General features: G+C 64.8%; 19 protein-coding genes and 1 riboswitch. Of the genes, 3 read left to right on the top strand and 16 right to left on the bottom strand.

Annotation, left to right across the window (positions count from 1 at the left end; all coding sequences use genetic code 11):
* Positions 1–93: 93 nt before the first annotated feature.
* The 8 genes from HAP40_RS30710 to HAP40_RS30675 form a co-directional block, all read right to left on the bottom strand.
* Positions 94–612 carry a mismatch-specific DNA-glycosylase gene (locus tag HAP40_RS30710; RefSeq protein ID WP_166814207.1) on the bottom strand — a complete coding sequence of 173 codons (519 nt, stop codon included), beginning with the start codon at positions 610–612 and terminating at the stop codon, positions 94–96.
* Between the two features lie 569 nt (positions 613–1,181).
* Positions 1,182–1,793, bottom strand: a complete 612-nt coding sequence (locus HAP40_RS30705) for a GIY-YIG nuclease family protein (protein ID WP_166814209.1) — start codon at positions 1,791–1,793, stop codon at positions 1,182–1,184.
* A 144-nt stretch (positions 1,794–1,937) separates the two neighbouring features.
* A complete protein-coding gene (gene thiC, locus HAP40_RS30700; protein WP_166814211.1) occupies positions 1,938–3,836 on the bottom strand; it encodes a phosphomethylpyrimidine synthase ThiC in 1,899 nt (632 codons plus the stop codon).
* A 170-nt stretch (positions 3,837–4,006) separates the two neighbouring features.
* Complete coding sequence (locus HAP40_RS30695) at positions 4,007–4,615, bottom strand: thiamine phosphate synthase (RefSeq protein ID WP_166814213.1); 609 nt, start codon at positions 4,613–4,615, stop codon at positions 4,007–4,009.
* Positions 4,602–5,384, bottom strand: a complete 783-nt coding sequence (locus tag HAP40_RS30690; RefSeq protein WP_166814215.1) for a thiazole synthase — start codon at positions 5,382–5,384, stop codon at positions 4,602–4,604. Before HAP40_RS30690 ends, HAP40_RS30695 begins: the two co-directional genes overlap by 14 nt.
* 164 nt (positions 5,385–5,548) lie before the next feature.
* The gene (gene thiS, locus HAP40_RS30685) at positions 5,549–5,746 is read right to left on the bottom strand and encodes a sulfur carrier protein ThiS (RefSeq protein ID WP_166814217.1); all 198 of its coding nucleotides are present in this window, start codon (positions 5,744–5,746) and stop codon (positions 5,549–5,551) included.
* Positions 5,737–6,759 (bottom strand): FAD-dependent oxidoreductase, encoded by a 1,023-nt coding sequence (locus tag HAP40_RS30680; RefSeq protein ID WP_166814219.1) that lies wholly within the window; start codon positions 6,757–6,759, stop codon positions 5,737–5,739. The genes thiS and HAP40_RS30680 overlap by 10 nt, the downstream gene beginning before the upstream one ends.
* Positions 6,747–6,875: riboswitch (TPP riboswitch) on the bottom strand. (Overlaps the previous gene by 13 nt.)
* A 153-nt stretch (positions 6,876–7,028) precedes the next feature.
* Positions 7,029–7,592, bottom strand: a complete 564-nt coding sequence (locus HAP40_RS30675) for a lytic transglycosylase domain-containing protein (protein ID WP_166814221.1) — start codon at positions 7,590–7,592, stop codon at positions 7,029–7,031.
* Positions 7,593–7,833: 241 nt separating this feature from the next.
* Between HAP40_RS30675 and HAP40_RS30670 the strand changes: the two genes are divergently transcribed.
* On the top strand, positions 7,834–8,049 hold the full coding sequence (locus tag HAP40_RS30670; RefSeq protein ID WP_166814223.1) for a hypothetical protein: 216 nt from the start codon (positions 7,834–7,836) through the stop codon (positions 8,047–8,049).
* A 2-nt stretch (positions 8,050–8,051) separates the two neighbouring features.
* Here the strand turns inward: HAP40_RS30670 and HAP40_RS30665 are convergent, their stop codons facing one another.
* Together HAP40_RS30665 and HAP40_RS30660 are read right to left on the bottom strand one after the other, a co-directional pair.
* Positions 8,052–9,380: an ATP-binding protein gene (locus tag HAP40_RS30665; RefSeq protein WP_166814225.1), complete on the bottom strand. Its 1,329-nt coding sequence runs from the start codon at positions 9,378–9,380 to the stop codon at positions 8,052–8,054.
* Positions 9,381–9,392: 12 nt separating this feature from the next.
* Complete coding sequence (locus tag HAP40_RS30660) at positions 9,393–10,163, bottom strand: response regulator (protein WP_166814227.1); 771 nt, start codon at positions 10,161–10,163, stop codon at positions 9,393–9,395.
* 180 nt (positions 10,164–10,343) lie between these two features.
* On the opposite strand from HAP40_RS30660, the gene HAP40_RS30655 reads away from it, so the two are divergent.
* Together HAP40_RS30655 and HAP40_RS30650 are read left to right on the top strand one after the other, a co-directional pair.
* Positions 10,344–10,916: a hypothetical protein gene (locus tag HAP40_RS30655; RefSeq protein ID WP_166814229.1), complete on the top strand. Its 573-nt coding sequence runs from the start codon at positions 10,344–10,346 to the stop codon at positions 10,914–10,916.
* 248 nt (positions 10,917–11,164) lie between these two features.
* A complete protein-coding gene (locus HAP40_RS30650; RefSeq protein ID WP_166814231.1) occupies positions 11,165–11,692 on the top strand; it encodes a PRC-barrel domain-containing protein in 528 nt (175 codons plus the stop codon).
* Between the two features lie 138 nt (positions 11,693–11,830).
* On the opposite strand, the gene HAP40_RS30645 is transcribed toward HAP40_RS30650, so the two are convergent.
* The 6 genes from HAP40_RS30645 to HAP40_RS30620 form a co-directional block, all read right to left on the bottom strand.
* Entirely contained in the window at positions 11,831–13,042 is a 1,212-nt protein-coding gene (locus tag HAP40_RS30645; protein ID WP_166814233.1) for an ABC transporter substrate-binding protein, read from the bottom strand.
* Between the two features lie 158 nt (positions 13,043–13,200).
* A complete protein-coding gene (locus tag HAP40_RS30640) occupies positions 13,201–14,028 on the bottom strand; it encodes an ABC transporter permease (RefSeq protein WP_166814235.1) in 828 nt (275 codons plus the stop codon).
* Positions 14,025–15,287: an ABC transporter permease gene (locus HAP40_RS30635; protein WP_166814237.1), complete on the bottom strand. Its 1,263-nt coding sequence runs from the start codon at positions 15,285–15,287 to the stop codon at positions 14,025–14,027. Before HAP40_RS30635 ends, HAP40_RS30640 begins: the two co-directional genes overlap by 4 nt.
* 22 nt (positions 15,288–15,309) lie before the next feature.
* The gene (locus HAP40_RS30630) at positions 15,310–16,368 is read right to left on the bottom strand and encodes an ABC transporter substrate-binding protein (RefSeq protein ID WP_166814239.1); all 1,059 of its coding nucleotides are present in this window, start codon (positions 16,366–16,368) and stop codon (positions 15,310–15,312) included.
* A 62-nt stretch (positions 16,369–16,430) separates the two neighbouring features.
* A complete protein-coding gene (locus HAP40_RS30625) occupies positions 16,431–17,540 on the bottom strand; it encodes an ABC transporter ATP-binding protein (protein WP_166814241.1) in 1,110 nt (369 codons plus the stop codon).
* A gap of 129 nt (positions 17,541–17,669) precedes the next feature.
* Positions 17,670–19,235 (bottom strand): DUF4403 family protein, encoded by a 1,566-nt coding sequence (locus HAP40_RS30620; protein ID WP_166814243.1) that lies wholly within the window; start codon positions 19,233–19,235, stop codon positions 17,670–17,672.
* Positions 19,236–19,253: the final 18 nt, after the last annotated feature.

Below are 19,253 nucleotides of genomic sequence, written 5' to 3'. Positions count from 1 at the left end.
GATCGGCGTTATCAATCTTCGCCAAATGCCCCGTGGTGGTAATGGGTCCTGGCTTTCGCCAGGACGACGACGGAGTGCGGGGCGGCGAGTGTGCTACGCCGCGATCCACGCCGCCAGCTCCCGCCACGGCTCCAGCGTCCACTGCCCCGACGCCGCACCCGAGGGCGACGGCAGCACGAATATCTCCGCCGGACAATCGTCGCGCTTCTGCCGCCCCAGCGAAATCCCGCTCGACGGCCGGCCATAAAACAAGCTCGCCGCCTTCTTGCTCGTGAACGCAATCGTCCGCGGCCGGTACTTGTCGATCTTCGCCCTGAAGCCTGATACGTCGATCGTCTCCGCCACGATCTGGTGATCCATCCCGACGCCCGTCTTGGAGAGATCGGTGAAGCCGATCCCGAGCTCGATCAGCGATGCGAACTCGCTCGGCTGATACCGCCGCGGCGTGATCCCGGCCTCATGGATCGCACGCCAGAACCGATTGCCGGGATGCGCGTAATAGTGCCCGACCTCGGCCGAACGCGTCGAGGCGGCGGTGCCGACGAAGACGAGGCGGAGGTCGGGACGGAGCTGGTCGGGGAGGCGGTGGGGGGAGGTAGACCGATCAATCATCCACAGCGCGTAGTCCGTTCATCCGGGCGACCCAAATCTCAGGCCATTTTCTGAAGAGACAATATGCCCCCCAAAGGCTCGTCGTAATGACCAATGAAACTCCCAACCAAAGTCCTACCACTTGCGTCCAACTTTAGGACCACACTCCCGAATTGTCTCCTGTTGTTCTGCGTGATTTGATAGTCCAGCAGAAGTTGGTCAGGTTAGTAGAAGCCACCTCGAATGAACAAATCCTCTTCTTTGTTGTCTCCAGAGCGCACCACCCCTCTGATGAACTTCGAATCCAGCCAATGAGCCAAATGTCAAAACCGACACCGGTAAAACTCTATCTCGATCTATTCTGCAGGCCATCTCGGCTTGATATACCTTAGCTCTCCTCGCGAGCGCCCAGCGATATTTCGGGAAGCCTCAAGCTTTAGGAAGCGTCGATTCTCGATCCATCCTTTTATCGCAGCCCCAAAAGGCCGCACTCGCAAGAGGAAGTACTACGTACTTTGTCCCCAGCGCAAGGGCCTCTACGGTTGTCATCGCTTCTCCGATGCTCGGCGGTCCACTCCTGAACGTTGTCCTTAATCCTCTTGCGCCGTTTCCTCGCGCAGTTCTGCAAGAGTCTTGCCGTTGTGTTTCCAGTACTGCGGTCCCTGTATGGCTGCCCATCCGAGTCCCTTTTCGTGAGCAACTATTAGCGCAGAGCTTGAGAGGCTGTGTTCCTCGCCACGAAATTCGACCCAGCGATCGTTCTTCACTCTGCAAGTGATGTTATCGTCAAAAACCGATTGTAATTCTGTGCCGGGCTTGATGCCTATTAAAGAGAAACGGAAATTGGCCCTGCGTTTTCGTTCTTCGTTCAATGCCTCTTGATCGTCGGCCTCACTCAGGATCTCTTGCCCGGGAGTTACGTTCTTTTGGCAGAGTAGCTCAACGACCGCTTTGGGCTTGTCTGGTGAAATTCGAAAGAACTCACGACTCTTACGAATGCGATTGTCGCCGAAAGCCTCGTGTATCGCTTTCTCCACCTTCCAAGGTTCAGCGACTTGAGCTGCATAAAAGCATTCAAATGGCAGGGGTACGGAGGTGTTATCTAAGCCCCTGACTCGATCCGCAATGTCACCTTCGGTTATGCCGATCTTGATGATGCCAGGCATCGCTACATTCGTGAGAATATAAATTACGCCAGCCATCCCGGTCCCCGCCCCTAAAGCATCTCTAACGGCAATTTCTCACATAGCGTCTACAACCATAGTGCGAACATAGTTATGGGTGCAATGAAAAAGGGGCGATCGCTCGATCGCCCCTTTTGAGGTTGAAGTGTTGCTGCCGGCAGGTCACAAAACCCGATTGCTCTCCTTCACCTTCTCCGCATCGAGATAAACGCTGCTCCCCATCTCCTTGAACTTCGCGCTCATCTTCGCCATTCCGTCCTCGGCCGTCCCGCTCATCGACATGCCAACCGAGTTCGGATCGTTCAGCGTCGCGGCGTAATCCCGCACGTCCTGCGTGATCTTCATCGAGCAGAACTTTGGGCCGCACATCGAGCAGAAATGCGCGACCTTGTGGGCTTCCTTGGGCAGGGTCTCGTCGTGGAAGCTTTTTGCGGTGTCCGGATCGAGGCCGAGGTTGAACTGGTCGGTCCAGCGGAATTCGAAGCGGGCACGGGAGAGGGCGTCGTCGCGCAGTTGCGCGGCGGGGTGGCCCTTGGCGAGGTCGGAGGCGTGGGCGGCGATCTTGTAGGTGATGACGCCGGTCTTGACGTCGTTGCGGTCGGGCAGGCCGAGATGCTCCTTCGGCGTGACGTAGCAGAGCATGGCGCAGCCGAACCAGCCGATCATGGCGGCGCCGATGCCTGAGGTGATGTGGTCATAGCCCGGCGCGATGTCGGTGGTCAGCGGTCCAAGCGTGTAGAACGGCGCTTCGCCGCATTCCTTGAGCTGCTTGTCCATGTTGATCTTGATCTTGTGCATCGGCACGTGGCCGGGGCCTTCGATCATGACCTGGCAGCCCTTGTCCCACGCGATTTTTGTCAGCTCGCCGAGGGTTTCGAGTTCGGCAAATTGCGCGCGGTCGTTGGCGTCGGCGATCGAGCCCGGGCGCAGGCCGTCGCCGAGCGAGAACGAGACGTCATACTTGCGCATGAGGTCGCAGATCTCGTCGAAATGGGTGTAGAGGAAGCTCTCCTTGTGATGCGCCAGGCACCACTTCGCCATGATCGAGCCGCCGCGCGAGACGATGCCGGTGACGCGGCTCGCGGTGAGGTGGATGTATTGCAGGCGCACGCCGGCGTGGATGGTGAAATAGTCGACGCCCTGCTCGCACTGCTCGATCAGGGTGTCTTTGTAGAGCTCCCAGGTCAGCTTGACGGGATCGCCGTTGCACTTCTCCAGCGCCTGGTAGATCGGCACGGTGCCGATTGGCACCGGGGAGTTGCGCAGGATCCACTCGCGCGTGGTGTGGATGTTGCGGCCCGTCGAGAGGTCCATCACGGTGTCGGCGCCCCAGCGGATCGCCCACACCATCTTCTCGACCTCTTCCTCGACCGACGACGTCACCGCCGAGTTGCCGATATTGGCGTTGATCTTGGTCAGGAAGTTGCGGCCGATGATCATCGGCTCGAGCTCACTGTGGTTGATGTTGGAGGGGATGATGGCGCGGCCGCGCGCGATCTCGTCGCGGACGAACTCAGGCGTGATGAAGGCGGGCACGGCGGCGCCAAAACTTTCCCCGTCGGCGAGGGCGGCTTCCGCGCGCTCGAGCTGCTGCTTGCGGCCGAGGTTCTCGCGGGCCGCGACGTAGATCATCTCCTTGGTGACGATGCCGGCGCGGGCGAATTCGAGCTGGGTGATCTTGTGGCCGTCGAGGCCACGCAGCGGCTTGTGATAGGCCGAGAAGGCGCGCGCGGCCTTGTCGGTGGAGACGCTGCCATTGTCCTCCGGCTTGATCTGGCGTCCGTCATATTCCTCGACGCCGCCGCGCTCCAGCACCCATTGCTTGCGGCTCCGGGCGAGGCCGGCGTTGACGTCGATGGTCACGGACGGATCGGTGTAGGGGCCCGAGGTGTCGTAGACCGGCAGGTTCGGCTCGCCCGCGCCTTCGGAGAGGATGATCTCGCGCAGGGGGACGCGCAGGTCGGGCGCGGCGTCAGGCGAGGCGAAGATTTTTCGCGAGGAGGGGAGCGGGCCGGTGGTGACGGCGGGGACAGTCTTGTCGGGGTTGGAGCGGATGTTCATGGGATCCTCCGGTTTAATTGGTGTGCATGCGCGCCGGAACGACGCTGGTGAGTTCTTGCTCCGTCATTGCGAGCGCAGCGAAGCAATCCAGAATCTCTCTGCGGAGACAGTCTGGATTGCTTCGTCGCAAGGGCTCCTCGCAATGACGTGGCGTGAGAGCGGAGCGAGCATCACGCCGCCTCCTTGGACAGGCCGAGCCATTGCCGCACGCGGGCATCGGGGTCGGGGTTTTGCGTGACGTCGGACACCACCGCGATCGAATCCGCGCCCGCGGCGAAGATCTCCGCGGCGTGCTCGAACTTGATGCCGCCGATCGCGACCAGCGGGATGTTGCCGATGCGCTTCTTCCATTCCGTGATCTTCGGAATGCCCTGCGGCTCGAAGCGCATCGACTTCAAGGTGGTGAAGAAGATCGGACCGAGCGCGACGTAATCGGGCTTGGCTTCGAGCGCAGTCGCCAGCTCTGCGTCGTCATGGGTGGAGATGCCGAGCGACAGGCCCGCCTCGCGGATCGCATCGAGGTCGGCATCGGCGAGGTCTTCCTGGCCGAGGTGGAGATACTTTGCGCCCGCGACGATCGCCGCGCGCCAATAGTCGTTCACGACCAGCCTGGCCTGCGTGCCCTCGGTGATTGCCAGCGCGTCGGTGACGGTCTGCAGCGCGTCGGCGTCGTTGAGCTCCTTCGCGCGCAGCTGGATGGTGCCGACGCCGAGCTTGGTCAGCCGCTCGACCCATTTGAGGCTGTCGACGACGGGATAGAAGCGATCAGGATACGGCATGCCAGAACGGAGTCCCAACGACAGGGGTGGAGGGGGAGGCGAAGTCGCGGGCGTTCATCAGCCCGGCCTCGTAGGCGGTGCGGCCGGCCTCGATGCCGAGGCGGAAGGCGTTGGCCATGGCGACGGGATCGGCGGCTTTCGCAATGGCGGTGTTGAGCAGCACGGCGTCATAGCCGAGCTCGAGCGCGTGGGCGGCGTGCGAGGGCGCACCGATGCCGGCGTCGACCACCAGCGTGATGTCGGGCAGCCGGTCGCGCAGCAATTTCAGCGCGTCGCGGTTGGTGATGCCTTTCGCGCTGCCGATGGGAGCTGCCCACGGCATCACCACCTTGCAGCCGGCATCGACGAGGCGGTTCGCGACCGAGAGATCCTCGGTGCAGTAGGGAAACACCTCAAAGCCGTCCTTGATCAGGATGGTTGCGGCCTCGACGAGGCCGACGACGTCGGGCTGCAGCGTGTCGTTGTCGGCGATGACTTCCAGCTTGATCCAGGACGTGCCGAACAATTCGCGGGCGAGCTTGGCCGTCGTCACCGCCTCGCGCACGGTGCGGCAGCCGGCGGTGTTCGGCAGCACGGTGACGTCGAGCTCGCGGATCAGCTTCCAGAACGCATCGCCGGACTTGCCGCCGGCGGCCTCGCGCCGCAGCGACACCGTGACGATGTTGGAGCCGGAGCTGCGGATCGCCGCCTGCATGATCGCGGGCGAGGGATAGAGTGCGCTGCCGATCAGGAGGCGCGAGGCGAAGGTCTTGCCGTAGAAGGTCACCATGTGGGAGGTGTCTCCTCAATTGTCGTCCCGGCGAAGGCCGGGACCCATACCGCGTGATTTCGCTTGGGGCATGCGGGGAGAGATCGTTCGTCCCAATGAAGGGAGGTGGTTATGGGTCCCGGCTTTCGCCGGGACGACATGGGGAGAGAGCTTGCCTTCATCCCTCACCCTCCCTGCCGCGGCGTGATGATCTCGATCTCGTCGCCGGCCTTCAGCTGCGTCTCGGCCCAGCGGCTTTTCGGCACGACGTCGTAGTTCAGCGCGATGGCGAAATGGGTGCCCTCGTAGTCGAGCTCGCTGAGCAGCGCGTCCACGCTGGCGGACGTCACCTCGCGATCCTCGCCGTTGACGATCACGCGCACTGCATCACCTCATTGTCGATCTGGCCGCGCTGGACATAGGCGAGCGTCAGCTCGGCGAGTGCCGGGGCGAGCAGGAAGCCGTGGCGGTAGAGCCCGTTGACGCTGATCTTGCCGCCGCGGATGCCGATGCGCGGAAGGTTGTCGGGATAGGCCGGACGCAGGCCCGAGCCGAATTCGACGATGCGGGCCTCGCCGAACGCCGGGTGCACGGCATAGGCGGCGCCTAGCAGCTCCAGCGCGGAGCGGACGCTGACGCCGGTGTCTTCGGCCTCGATCGAGGTCGCGCCCAGCATGAACAGGCCGTCCTCGCGCGGGATCACGTAAAGCGGCCAGCGCGGATGGATCAGCCGCACCGGGCGCGACAGCTGCACCTCGGCCGTCTCGATCAGGATCATCTCGCCCTTGACGCCGCGCAGCTCCGGCTGCTCGTCGCGCGCCGAAAGGCCACGGCAGTCGATCACGATGCCGTCGGGCTCCTTTGCGAGGTCCTGGGCGCTGACGTCGCTGGAAAACTTGATGGTGCCGCCGGCCGCAACGATGCGCTCATGCAGCCTGGGCAGCACGCGGCGCGGCTCGACATGGCCCTCGGTCGGGAAGAACAGCGCGTCGCGGAAACGGCCCTCCAGCGACGGCTCGAGTGCGGCGAGGCCGGCGGCATCGAGCCGCTCGTGGCCATCGGTCATCCGGGCAAAGCGCTCGAAATCGTCGCGCTCGCGGGGATGAGCGACGACGAGGGAGCCGTTGAAGGGCGTGTCCGGGAGCTCACGGCGCCAGATGTCGAGCGAGCGAAGACCGAGGCGGCTGATGATGGGTTCGGCGACCTCGGCCTCGCAATAGGGCGCGAGCATGCCGCCGGCCCAGTGGCTGGTGGCGTCGGTCATCGCGGCGTCACCGCGCTCGTGTAGGGTCACGGCGTGGCCGGCCTGCGCGAACAACAACGCCTGCCAGGCTCCGGCAATGCCTGCGCCGATGATGGATACCGGGGAATCCGGTCGCTTGGTCGTCTGCAACATCCCTGTCCCTTCGCCGGCATGACCCGGATCAGGTTCAAAGGGTCACCGCGGTCCCGGGCATCATTGCCCGTTTAGCGGTATCTCAGCTCCTCCTCGGAGCACCCCTCGGAACGCCTCTAATGTATGCCAGTGACGGACGGTGTCAACGCGTTTGGGGCGGAACCCCACCGCTCGTGCCCTGGACACGATGCAGCCCGCCGCGTTTGGGCGGCGTGATGCATCGCAGAGCCGCGGCCAATGCATATGTGGGATACCGCGTCCGAGAGTTGCTATTGAGGCGCCTGCGCCCGCGCGTTGCGGACGCGTTGCGCGAGCTTGCGGTGCGACGGCGCGCCGAACATCGGCTGCGGGTTGCCGTTCGGCTCGAGCCAAGGCTGGCCGAAATTGCCCTGACCCAGATTGGGCTCGCCCATATTGGCGACCTGCACGGCTGCCTGCCGCTGGCGCTTTGCAGCGTAGTAATAGCCGCCCGCGAAATAACGCACGGCTCGTGCGTGGTCGCCATTGGCGGCGCGATAGGCGCCGGCGAGGTACTTCACGGCATAGGTGAGGTTGGTGTTGGGATCGCGCAGGCCGGCGGCATCGCCGGTGTAGCCGACCCCGCGGGCGGTCGCGAGCTTGATCTGCATCAGGCCGATGGTGCCGCCACGGCCGACGAGGCCCGGCTGATAGCGGCTCTCGCGCATGATCACGCGGTGCACCAGCGCTTCCGGCACGCCGTTGGCGCGCGCATGGGCCGCGACCATCTCGGCGTATTCGGCCTCACCGGCGAAGGCGGCCTGCGGCAACGTCAGTGTGGCCGCGAGCAGCGCGGCAATGCGTAAAATCTTCATCAGATATTCCTTAAGGTCCTTGGAAAGTGACCTGCACCCGGCTGCCGTTAGGCCTCCCGAACGCGGCGATGATGTGGCCAAACGCCGCCATCGGCGAACTTGCGGCACGAGGCCGTCGTTACGACGCAAAGCCAGTCTAGGCGATACGCGGGGCGCAGACCCCGCTCGCGACAGCACGCCTGTCTATTCGCGCCGATGCGCGAAAGCGAGTATGAAGCTGCTGCAAATCGGGAGAGGTGCCATGATGAAATCGAACATGGCCAAGGCGCATTTCGGCGACGTCCCCAGGCACAATCCCTGTGCCCAGTGCGGCACGCCGATCCCGCAGCCGGACTGGATCGAGCCGGGCGAGGGGCGGATCTCCTATCTCTGGACCTGCCACGCCTGCAATTATCGCTTCGAGGCCGTAGCGATCTTCGAGCATGAGGCCGTCGAGCACCCGCAGCTCGCCGCTTGAGGTCAAGCCGCCAGCCGCGGCTCCTGCCAGACCGGCAATTGCATCCGCACGATCAATCCGTGCGGGGCGCGGTCGTGCAGCGACAGCTCGCCGCCATGGGCGAGCGCGATCGCGCGCGCGATCGACAGGCCGAGCCCGAAACCGGTGGACTCGTCCATGGTGCGGGCATCGTCGCCGCGCACGAACGGCTCCAGCATCTCCTGCTTGCGCGCATCCGAGATGCCGGGGCCGTCGTCCTCGACGTCGATGACGAGCGTGGTGCCCGAGACGTCGAGGCGGATCGTCACCTCGGCGCCGAAGCGCACTGCGTTCTCGACGAGGTTGGTGACGCCGCGATGCAGGTCGTCGGGCCGCGCGGCGGCGGTCGCGCATCCCGGCCCGTCGTAATGCACGACATGGCCCATGTCGCTGAACTGATCGGCGACGAGCTGCAGCGTGCTGGCGATGTCCACCAATGTCACCGCCTCGACCTTGCGGTCGTCGCGCAGCAGCGACAGCACCGATTCCAGCATCGAGCGCATCTGGTCGAGGTCGATCAGCATGCGCTTGCGGTTGCCCTCGTCCTCGATGAACTCGGCGCGCAGCCTCAGGCGCGTGATCGGCGTGCGCAGATCGTGGCTGATTGCGGCCAGCATCCGCGTCCGATCCGACATCAGCCGCGCGATCCGCTCGTGCATGCGGTTGAGCGCGCGCGCCACCGAGCGGATCTCCTCCGGGCCGCGCTCGGGCAGCGGCTCGGCGGTGCCGTCCAGGCTGAAATTCTCAGCGGCCTTGGCAAAGGACGACAGCGGTGCGGCCAGCGCGTAGGCCGCCCATAGCCCCAGCACCGTGACGCTGATCAGCGCGAACAGCAGCGTCATCATCCATGGTCCGCCCCAGAACCGCGGTGGACGGGGGCCGTGCTCGACGCGGCCCGCGATCGTGGTGCCGTCGGGCAGCCCGATCGCGACCCGGTGCACGCCGTCCTGCGGCGCGAGCGCCATCACCTTGTACGGTTGGCCGAGATGCCGGCGCACATTGCGCACGTGCGGGTCCTCGGCATCGGCGACGACGGCGGTCGCTTCCGGCGCGAGCACCTCGATCCCGATCTTCGGAAATGCGCGCGCGATATTGGCGAGAATGCGCGGCCGCTCGCCTGCATCCGCGCCGTTGAGCAGCAGGGCCGCGTCCGCCAATTGGTGTGCGCTGTCGGGCGGCGGCTCGGCGCGGTCCGGCCGGCCGATCAGGAAGCTCGCGGTGAGGATCAGATGCAGCGCGACGATCGAGGCCACCACCAGCGCGGCGATCTGCCCGCCGATGCTCTTGAGGTGGAAGAAGCGGAACGGCGTCATGACGGTCGTTCCTCAGCTGCTCAGGGGCGCGGTCACCGCCTCGTTGCTCGCTGCTTCAGTTCTTGCAACTTCGGTCCTCGGCGTGAACAGATAGCCGCCGGAGCGCACCGTCTTGATGATGGTGGGATCGGCCGGGCTGGGCTCGATCTTGCGGCGGATGCGGCTCACCAGCACGTCGATGGAGCGCTCGAACGAGCCGGTGTTGCGCCCTTGCGTGAGGTCGAGCAGGCTGTCGCGCGACAGTACGCGGCCGGGCCGCTCGCAGAACGTCCGCAGCAGATCGAACTCGGCACTGGTCACCGCGACGCGCGCGCCTTCGGGATTGCGCAATTCGCGCAGGCGCAGGTCGATGCGCCAGCCCTCGAAGGTGAGCGTGGAGGCGCCTTCGATCGAGCTCGCCGCTTGAGCCGCGGCCTGGCGGCGCAGCACCGCGTTGATGCGGGCGAGCAGCTCGCGCGGGTTGAACGGTTTCGGCAGATAGTCGTCCGCGCCCATCTCGAGGCCGACGATGCGGTCCACGTCCTCGCCGCGCGCGGTCAGCATGATGATCGGCGTCTGCGCCTCCGCGCGCACCTTGCGGCAGAGGCTGAGGCCGTCCTCGCCCGGCAGCATGACGTCGAGGATGATCAGGTCGACGCGATGGTCGGCCATCGCGCGCGACATCTCGCGGCCGTCGCTCACGGCGGTGACGTTGCAGGCGTTGTTGCGCAGGTACTTCGCGATCAACGTCCGGGTTTCGCGGTCGTCCTCGACGACCAGGATGTTGGGATTGGGAATGGCCATGCGCTTTGTTTGTCCAAGATTTGGGCCAAATGGCGAAGATTTTTGTTTCGGAGTGTTTCCGGAGACCTTGCCGCAATGCCGGGACATGACCGGGCAGTGGAGCGGCAAGTTCTCGTTAAGGCCGTAAACCATATCGTGGCGGTGCTCGCGACGAAACCCCGCAAGACCCACGGAGCCATCATGACCTCGATTTCGGCGGCCTCCGCCGGCAGCACCCAGTCACCGCTGCAGCGGCTGCAGCAGGAATTGCAATCGCAAGTCTCCGCCGGCACGATCTCGTCGTCGGACCAGTCCGCGCTCTCGACCGCCCTGACCGACATCGACACGGCGCTCCAGCAGAGCCGGGCGAGCGACCAGTCGAGCGGCGCGCGTCCCTCCAAGGACGAGATGCAGTCGAAGATCGACGACCTGATCTCGAACGAAGTGTCGAACGGGACGCTGACCTCGGACCAGGCCGAGGAGCTGAAGAGCGTGTTTCAGTCCGCCTTTGCCAACGGTCCCGGCAGGGCGGGCGGCCCCGGTGGAGCAGGCGGACCGCCCCCCGGCCCGCCGCCGTCGGACGACAGCTCTTCGGATTTAACGACGGCGTCGTCGACCAGCAGCACATCGACCGAGTCCACGACAACCGAAATCCTCCAGCAGTTTCTCCAGGCGCTGCAGCAGTCGCAATCGTCGGCGTCGTCGTATGGCGCAAACGGCGGCTCATCCAGCAGCGCTGACATCTCCGCGCTGTTGATCGACTACAAGAGCTGACCTGACTACAAGAGCTGACCTGGGCGACGCTGGGTCGGCGCGTTTCCTCGCCGCGATCATGCTTCACCCAGGGCGTATGGTCGTCGGCGGGGAACCGTGCGGCGCAAAATGTTCCTGGGTGACGCAGGAACATTCCACGGTGAAGTTCGCGCTCGCGCATTGCGCGACGAAATTGCCGCGCGCACGGAACTGTGCGTGATCAGCGCTGTTTTCTCCGCACGAGTTTTTTTGTTGAAGGAGAGGACAACATGATGATGAAGTCGATCGTCGCCGGCCTTGCCGGCACAGCCCTGCTTGCGACCGTTGCGTACGCGCAATCGCCGACCGTCACCACCGACAAGGCGCCGACGGCGGCCACCACCGCCACGACGACGTCCACGACCGCAACCGGCCAGTGGCGTACGTCCAAGATGGACGGCCTCAAGGTCTACAACGAAGCCAACGAGAACATCGGTACGATCAATGATCTGCTGATGGACAAGAGCGGCGACATCAAGATCGCGGTGATCGGCGTCGGCGGCTTCCTCGGCATGGGCGAGCATCTCGTCGCCGTGCCCTATGAGAAGCTGAAGTTCGTCAACGAGGCCGTCGCCTACACTGGCGCAAACCAGGGTGCCAAGCCCGCCGCGACCACCACCACCGGCGCTGCGACCGGCACCGACAAGCCCGCGGCGACCACGACGTCGTCCACGTCGAAATGGTATCCGGACCACGCCGTGTTCAACGCCAGCAAGGACGAGCTGAAGAATATGCCCGAGTTCAAGTACTCGGAGTAATGCAGCTCGTGTAGCTGCCTAAACGAAGCGCGCCCGGTTTTCACTGGGCGCGCTGTCGTGTCTTTTCGTCATTGCGAGGAGCTCGCGACAAAATTGCGAAGCAATTCTGCGCTGATGCAATGACAGAGACTGCCGAACTTAGTGCGTCACCAGCGGGCAGCCGCCCTTGTCGAGCGGACGGAAGGCTTCGTCGCCGGGCACGGTGGCGATCAGCTTGTAGAGGTCCCACTCGCCCTTGGATTCCTCGGGCTTCTTGACCTCGAACAGGTACATGTCGTGGACCATGCGGCCGTCGATGCGGATCTTGCCGTTCTTGGCGAAGAAGTCGTTGACCGGCGTCTTGCGCATCTGCTCCATCACCTTCGGCGCCTCGTCGGTCTTGATGGCGTCGATCGCCTTCAGATAGTGCATGGTCGCCGAATAGAGCCCGGCCTGGATCATGGTCGGCATGTGCCCGACCTTCTCGTTGAAGCGCTTGGAGAAGGCGCGCGTTTCGTCGTTCATGTCCCAGTAGAAGGCGTCGGTGACGATCAGGCCCTGCGTCGCCTTGATGCCGAGCGAATGCGTGTCGGTGATCTCCTGCAGCAGTGCGATCATCTTCTGGCCGCCCTGGGTCAGGCCGAATTCGGAAGCCTGCTTCAGCGCGTTGGTGGTGTCGCCGCCGGCATTCGCCAGCGCGACCACCTTGGCCTTGGAGGCCTGGGCCTGCAGCAGGAAGGAGGAGAAGTCCGACGAGTTGAGCGGATGGCGGACCTCGCCGAGCACCTTGCCGCCGCTCGCCTTGACCACGTTGGCCGCGTCGCGCTGCAGCGCCATGCCGAAGGCGTAGTCGGCGGTGACGAAGAACCAGGTGTCCTCGCCGCGCTTGACCATCGCCTTGCCTGCGACGTTCGACAGCGCATAGGTGTCGTAGGTCCAGTGCACCGTGTTGGGCGAGCAGGCGATGCCGGTGATGTCGGACGAGCCGCCGCCGGAATTGATGTTGATCTTGTTCTTTTCGCGCGTCAGCGCCGAGATGGGCAGGGCGACTGAGGAGGTCGGCACGTCGAAGATCGCGTCGACCTTGTCGTTGTCGTACCAGTTGCGGGCGATGTTGACGCCGACGTCGGGCTTGTTCTGGTGATCGGCGGCGACGACCTGAACCGGCTTGCCCGCAACCTTGGCGCCGTAATCGGCGACCGCCATCTCGACGGCGGCGAGCGACCCCTTGCCGGTCGCGTCCGCATAGAGGCTCGACATGTCCGTGAGCACGCCGATCTTGACGACGTCGTCGGAAATCTGCGCCTGCGCGGTGCCGCCTGTTGCGGCAAGTGCGAAGCCGGCCGCGACCGCGGCGAATAGTTTCTGCATGCTGTTTCTCCCTGTGTGTTGTTGTTCGGGCGTTGTTGCAGGGACGTTCTAGCGGCAATCGGTGGTCGCAGCTAAGCCAAAGATGCGTGAGGAGGGTTGAGAAATTAGTAGGGGGGCGCGGTGTTCTTACCCTCTTGTGGGAAAGGGTGCGTCGCCGCTCAGGCGCCGCTCTTGAGCCGCTCGTTGCGCCGGCGCAGACCTTCCAGCGTCGCGAGGAGGATGACCGAGACCATCGTCAGGATCACCGCCGCCGCCGTGATGGTCGGGCTGATGTTCTCGCGGATGCCGGCGAACATCTCGCGCGGCAGGGTACGCTGCTCGGGACCCGCCATGAAGAGCACGATGACCACCTCATCGAAGCTGGTCGCGAAGGCGAACAGCGCGCCTGAGGCGAGGCCGGGCAGGATCAGCGGCAGGATCACCCGGCGGAACGCGTAAAGCGGTGAAGCGCCGAGCGAGGCGGCGGCGCGCGCCAGATTGGTGTCGAAGCTTTGCAATGTCGCACCGACCGTGATCACCACAAACGGCGTCGCCAGCGCGGTGTGGGCCAGGATCAAGCCGAGATAGCTGCCCGTCAGGCCGATCGGGGCGAAGAAGAAATAGAGGCCGACTGCGGTGATGACGCCGGGCACGACGACCGGTGACAGCACGAAGGCCAGCACCAGCGGTTTGAGCCGGCTCTTCCATTGCGCGAGCCCCAGCGCGGCCAAGGTGCCGAGCACCATGGACAGGATGGTCGAGGCGACGCCGATGATCATGCTGTTCTTCAGCGCATTCATCCAGCGCGGCGAAGTGATGAAGTCGTCGTACCAGCGCCAGGAGAAGCCGGGCAGCGGATAGGTCAGGTACGAGCCCGAACTGAACGACAGCGGCATGATCGCTAGGATCGGCGCGATCAGGAAGATGAACACCAGCGTGGAGACGATGACGGTCGTGGCCCATGCGATGCGCTGGCTCGGCGTGCGGAGGGAAGCATGATCGCTCAATTCTTCATGCCTCCCGTGACGGGCTGTCCCTGCACCAGCTTGCCGTAGACGAGAGCGAGCAGAAGAGTGGCCAGAAGCAGCACCGCACCCAACGCCGAGGCAAGGCCCCAATTGGCCGTCTCGGTCGTGTAGAGCGCGATGAAGTAGCTGATCATCTGGTCGGCGGCGCCGCCGACCAGTGCCGGTGTGATGTAGTAGCCGAGCGCCAGGATGAAGACGAGCAGGCTTCCCGCGCCGATGCCGGGCAGCGTTTGAGGCAGGTAGATCCGCAGGAAAGCTGTGACGGGCGGCGCCCCGAGCGAGGCGGCGGCGCGCATGTAAGCGGGCGAGATTGCCTTCATGCTGCTGTACAGCGGCAGGATCATGAACGGCAGGAGAACGTGGGTCATGGCCACGCAGACACCGAAGCGGTTGTAGATCAGGCGCAACGGCTCGTCGATGATGCCGAGCCAGTGCAGGCTGTCGTTCACGACGCCCTTGCTTTGCAGTAACACGATCCAGGCGCAGGTGCGGACCAGGAGCGAGGTCCAGAACGGCAGCAGCACGAAGATCATCAGCAGGTTCGACCGGCCGGGCGGCAGCGTCGCCAGCAGATAGGCGACCGGGAAGCCGAGGATCAGGCACAGTGCCGTGACACTGATGCTGATGATGAAGGTGCGGATGAATATGTCGCGGTAAATCGCCTGATCCGGCGGGGCCGCGACGATCGCGCCGTCCGCGTTCCTGACGAGGTCGAGGGCCGACAGCAGGTAGAAGCCGGTCAACGGACCGCTTGCGTCCTTGATCGTCGTCCATGTCGCGCGTTCGCGCCAGGCCGGATTGATCTTGACCAGCGTTTCCATGGCCGTGCCCGGCTCCGGCACCGCCTTGAGATTGCGGGCGGTGCTGGTCAGGATGGTGCGGAAGCCGTTCAGGGCGTAGTTCAGCCGCTTCGCGGCGATGGCCATCGTGCCGGAGGCGCGCGCCGCGAGGATGTCATTTGCCAGCGCAGCGAAGGCCGCTTCGTCCGGCAGGTCCCTGCCGTCCCAACCGGCCAGAGCAGCTATCGTTTGGGGCAGGACCTGGCGAACCTCGCGGTCGCCGACCGCGCGCCACAGCATGCCGGCGATGGGCCCAGCGAAGGTGAAGAGCAGGAAGACGAGAAGCGGCAGGACCAGCGCCAATGCCTTGACCTGGCGTCTTCGCTCTGCACGCTTCAATCGGCGCTTGAGCGGCACCTCGGTCGACGCATTGGCGCCGGTCAAGCGCGCATCCGTCATGGGCAGAGCCTTGCGGGCGGCGCTACTTCGCCGCCCATTTGTTGAAGCGCTCGGTCAGGCGGTCGATGTTCTCGAGCCAGAAGCCGACATTGATCTCGACCGCGTTCTTGATGTTGTCGGGCGCCGTCGGCAGGTCCTTCAGCACGGCGGGCGCGAGCCGGCCGGCTGCATCCTTGTTCGAGGTGCCATAGGCGATGTTCTCCGACAGTTTCGACTGGTTCTCCGCCTTGCCGGCGAAATCCAGGAACTTGTAGGCGGCATCCTTGTTCGGGCTGCCCTTCAGGATGACCCAGCTGTCGAGCGTGAAGAGCGCGCCATCCCACACCATGCCGAAATTTTTCTTCTCGTTCTTGTTCGCGGTGTCGATGCGGCCGTTGTAGACCGAAGTCATCGCCACCTCGCCGGAGGCGAGCAGTTGCGGCGGCTGGGCGCCGGCCTTCCACCAGACGATGTCGCCCTTGAGGCTGTCCAGCTTCTTGAACGCGCGATCGACGCCCTCGTCGGTCGCCAGCACCTTGTAGACGTCCTTCGGCGCGACGCCGTCGGCCATCAGCGCGATCTCCAGCGTGGTCTTCGGCCCCTGACGCAGGCCGCGCTTGCCCGGAATTTTCTTCGTATCGAAGAAGTCGGCCCAGCCGCCGGGGGCCGTCTTCAGCTTGTCCTTGTCGTAGCCGAGAACGAAATCGTAGAGGATGGCGCCGACGCCGCAGGGATTGACGGACGGCGGGATATAGGCGGCCTCGCCACCGATCCTGGCATAGTCCATCTTCTCGAACAGGCCCTCCTCGCAGCCGACCGCGAGCTCGTCGCTCTCGACCTGGACGACGTCCCAGGTGGCGGCGCCCCCCTGCACCTTGGCGCGCAGCACCCCGATGCCGCCGTCCCAGGATTCGTCGTTCATGGGAAGCCCGGCCGCCTTCTTGAAGGGCTCGAAATAGACCTTCTTCTGGGCCTCCTGATACGCGCCGCCCCACGACACCACGGTGAGGTCCCGCGCCTGCGCGACGCTCGCCAGCGCGACGCCGGCGGTGAGCGTCACTGCGAAGCCCAGAGCAATCTTGCCAATCTTGCGCTTCAGCATGGTCTTTGTTCCTTCTTCATGAGTGACGTCAGAATGATCGATGCAGGCCCGCTTGCATGGGATCAGACGGGATCGAGCGCCAGGCAGTCCTCGGGGCGGAAGGTGACGAACACGCGGTCCCCCTGTCCCAGGCTGTCATGCGCGTCCGGCTGAAGCTTGACGATGAACTCGCCATTGCCGGCGACATCGAGCACGGCCAGCGCGTGGTCGCCGAGATAGATGGTGCTTTGCACCCTCGCCGGCAGGCGGTTCGGCCCGTCGCTGGAGGTGCCGTCGGTGAGAATCGCGACACGCTCCGGCCGCACCGAGAGGGAGGTCGATGCGCCCGCGAGCGAGACGTTGACCGCCCGCGCGATCACGGTGCCGCCACCAGCCAGCGCGACGCGGCAATAGTCCTTGTCGACCGTCTCGACGGTGCCGGCCAGCACATTGTTCTCGCCGATGAAGTGGGCGACGAAGCTGTTCACCGGATGCTCGTAAAGCGCGCCGGGCGTGTCGATCTGCTGCACGATGCCGTCGTTGAACACCGCGATGCGGTCCGACATGGTGAGCGCTTCGCTCTGATCATGGGTGACGTAGACGATCGTGATGCCCATCGTCTCGTGCAGCTGCTTGATCTCAAGTTGCATCTGCTCGCGCAGGCGCTTGTCGAGGGCGCCCAGGGGTTCGTCCATCAGAACGAGCTGCGGGTTGAAGACCAGCGCGCGGGCCAGCGCCACGCGCTGCTGCTGGCCGCCGGACAATTGCCCCGGCCGCCGGTGGGCCAGGGTTTCCATCTTGATCATGCGCAGCGCGGCCTCGACGCGCTCTTCCGCTTCCGCCTTGCTGATCTTGCGAACGGACAGCGGGAAGGCGATGTTCTCCGCGATCGTCAGATGCGGAAATAGGGCATAGTTCTGGAACACCATGCCGATGTCGCGCTTGTGCGGCGGCATGTTCTTGATCGGACGGTCCGCGAGGTAGATCTCGCCATGGGTCGGAACCTCGAAGCCGGCCAGCATCATCAGCGTGGTCGTCTTGCCCGAGCCCGACGGGCCGAGCAGGGTGATGAACTCGCCCTTCCTGATGTCGAGATCGAGGTTCTTCACCACGAGGTGCTCGCCGTCATAGGTCTTCTGAATGCCGGAAAAGCGCACCAGCGCCGGCGCAGGCGTGACCATGCCGGCTTCCATGTTCGTCCTCGCGTTGCCTGCGACAGTGCCGTCGGCACTTCGTTTGAGGTTGCGAGCAAGAGCTTAGCATCCCCGGAAGAGAATGCCAGCGGCGCAAGCGGCGACGCGCGGCCCCCGTGAATGAGCGCGCTACATCCCCGACAGCTTCGTCACTGAGACGTCGAGCGTGCCGCCGGCCTCCGCGACCACGCGCAGCGTCTTGGAATCGAAGGCGATGTCGGCGAGGGTCAGGCTGTCGATTTTCGCATCGACCTTGAGGCCGTCCTCGCTCTTCTGGTAGTCGGCGATCGCCGCGGCGATCTTCTCGCGCGCGTTGGCGGCGATCGGCTTCAGATCCAGCGTCGCCTTCTGCAGCAGCGCCTGCTGCATCTGCGGCACCACGGCGCGCGCCGCGGCGCCCAGCAGGCCGAACGCGGCCTCGGATTCCACCGCGAGCTGGATGTCGGCGACCCGCAGCGTCTGCTGCGCCTGGTCGAGCACCGGCCGGCCCCAGATGTGCACGGTGGCCTCGGCGCCGAGGCCGAACCAGCTCTTCTTCTCCTTGGCGCGCACCAACAGCGAGATCAGCAACTGGTTGCCGGAGGGAACGACGTTGACGCTCTTGACGGTGACGTCGACCGGGCCGGAGCCATCCTCGGGATAGGTGCGCCCGACCATCTGCTCCGCGATAAGCTTGTTGATCTCGGTGAAGGGCACGTCGATCGGCACGCCGATGTTCACGCCCGTGCCGGTCGGCGGCACGATCGAGATCTTCTCGGGGAACGGACAGTCCGGCTTGGTCGGCGTCGAGGTGACGCGGGTCTCGGCCTCGAGGCCGAGCAGCAGCGTCACGTTCTGCGCGTCGACGCGCGGCTGCGCCGCGATCGCGCGCACCGGCTTCATCTCGAGCCAGAGCGGCGGCAGCGCCGACGAGCCCGAGCCCTGCAGCGGGATCGAGCGGCAGGCCTTGGCCCATTGCACCTTCGCATTCTCGCGCAGGGACGGATCGTTGCGGATGCGCTCGGAGACGGCGTTGATCTGCTCGCCGACATTCTTGTCGATCAGCGGCTTCACCTGCGCCGGTACGTTGACCTTGGCGCCGGCGACGTTGAGGTTGGTGTCGCCGAGATTGACCTGGGCGCCGAGATTGGGCTCGAGGTGCCAGTTGGCCGCGAGCTTCGGACGCGAGGTGACGACGACGTTGCCCTTGATCTCCGCGCTGGCGTTCAGGTTCTTGATGTTGACGGCGCCGATCCGTTTCGCGGCATCGCCGCCGAGCACGCTGCCGAGTGCGTCGCCAAGCGCGCCGGTGGCCTTCGACGACAGCGAGCCCGTCACGTTCAGCTTGCCGGTGAGCGGCGTCGAGATCGTCAGCACGTCCTTGTCGCCGCTGGCTGCCATCGGTCCGCGCACGGCGGACCAGCCGATATCGGCGTTCTCCAGGATCTGCGAGATGGGGTTGTCGGCCTTCCCCGCGAAATTTCGCGGCGCGGCCTTTTCGGCCTGGTCGCGGATCGCCGACAGCGCGATCGCGACCGGCGCGATCACGATCGAGCTTTTCGAGACGGGCGGCAGCGGCGGCAGCTGCGCTACCGGCGGCGCCGAATTGGTCGCGCGCGGCGCCAGCAGGTCCATCGCCTTCAAGCTGATGAAGAACGACGCCGCGAGCACCGCGACGGCGATCAGGATCGTCTTCAGATTCAACGTCAGTCGCATCAATCCCCCAAGCCGCCC

It is taken from the genome of Bradyrhizobium sp. 1(2017), from assembly GCF_011602485.2.
Taxonomy (GTDB): domain Bacteria; phylum Pseudomonadota; class Alphaproteobacteria; order Rhizobiales; family Xanthobacteraceae; genus Bradyrhizobium.
The sequence above is the reverse complement of the archived record's forward strand: the minus strand, read 5'-3'. Positions and strand labels throughout refer to the sequence as shown.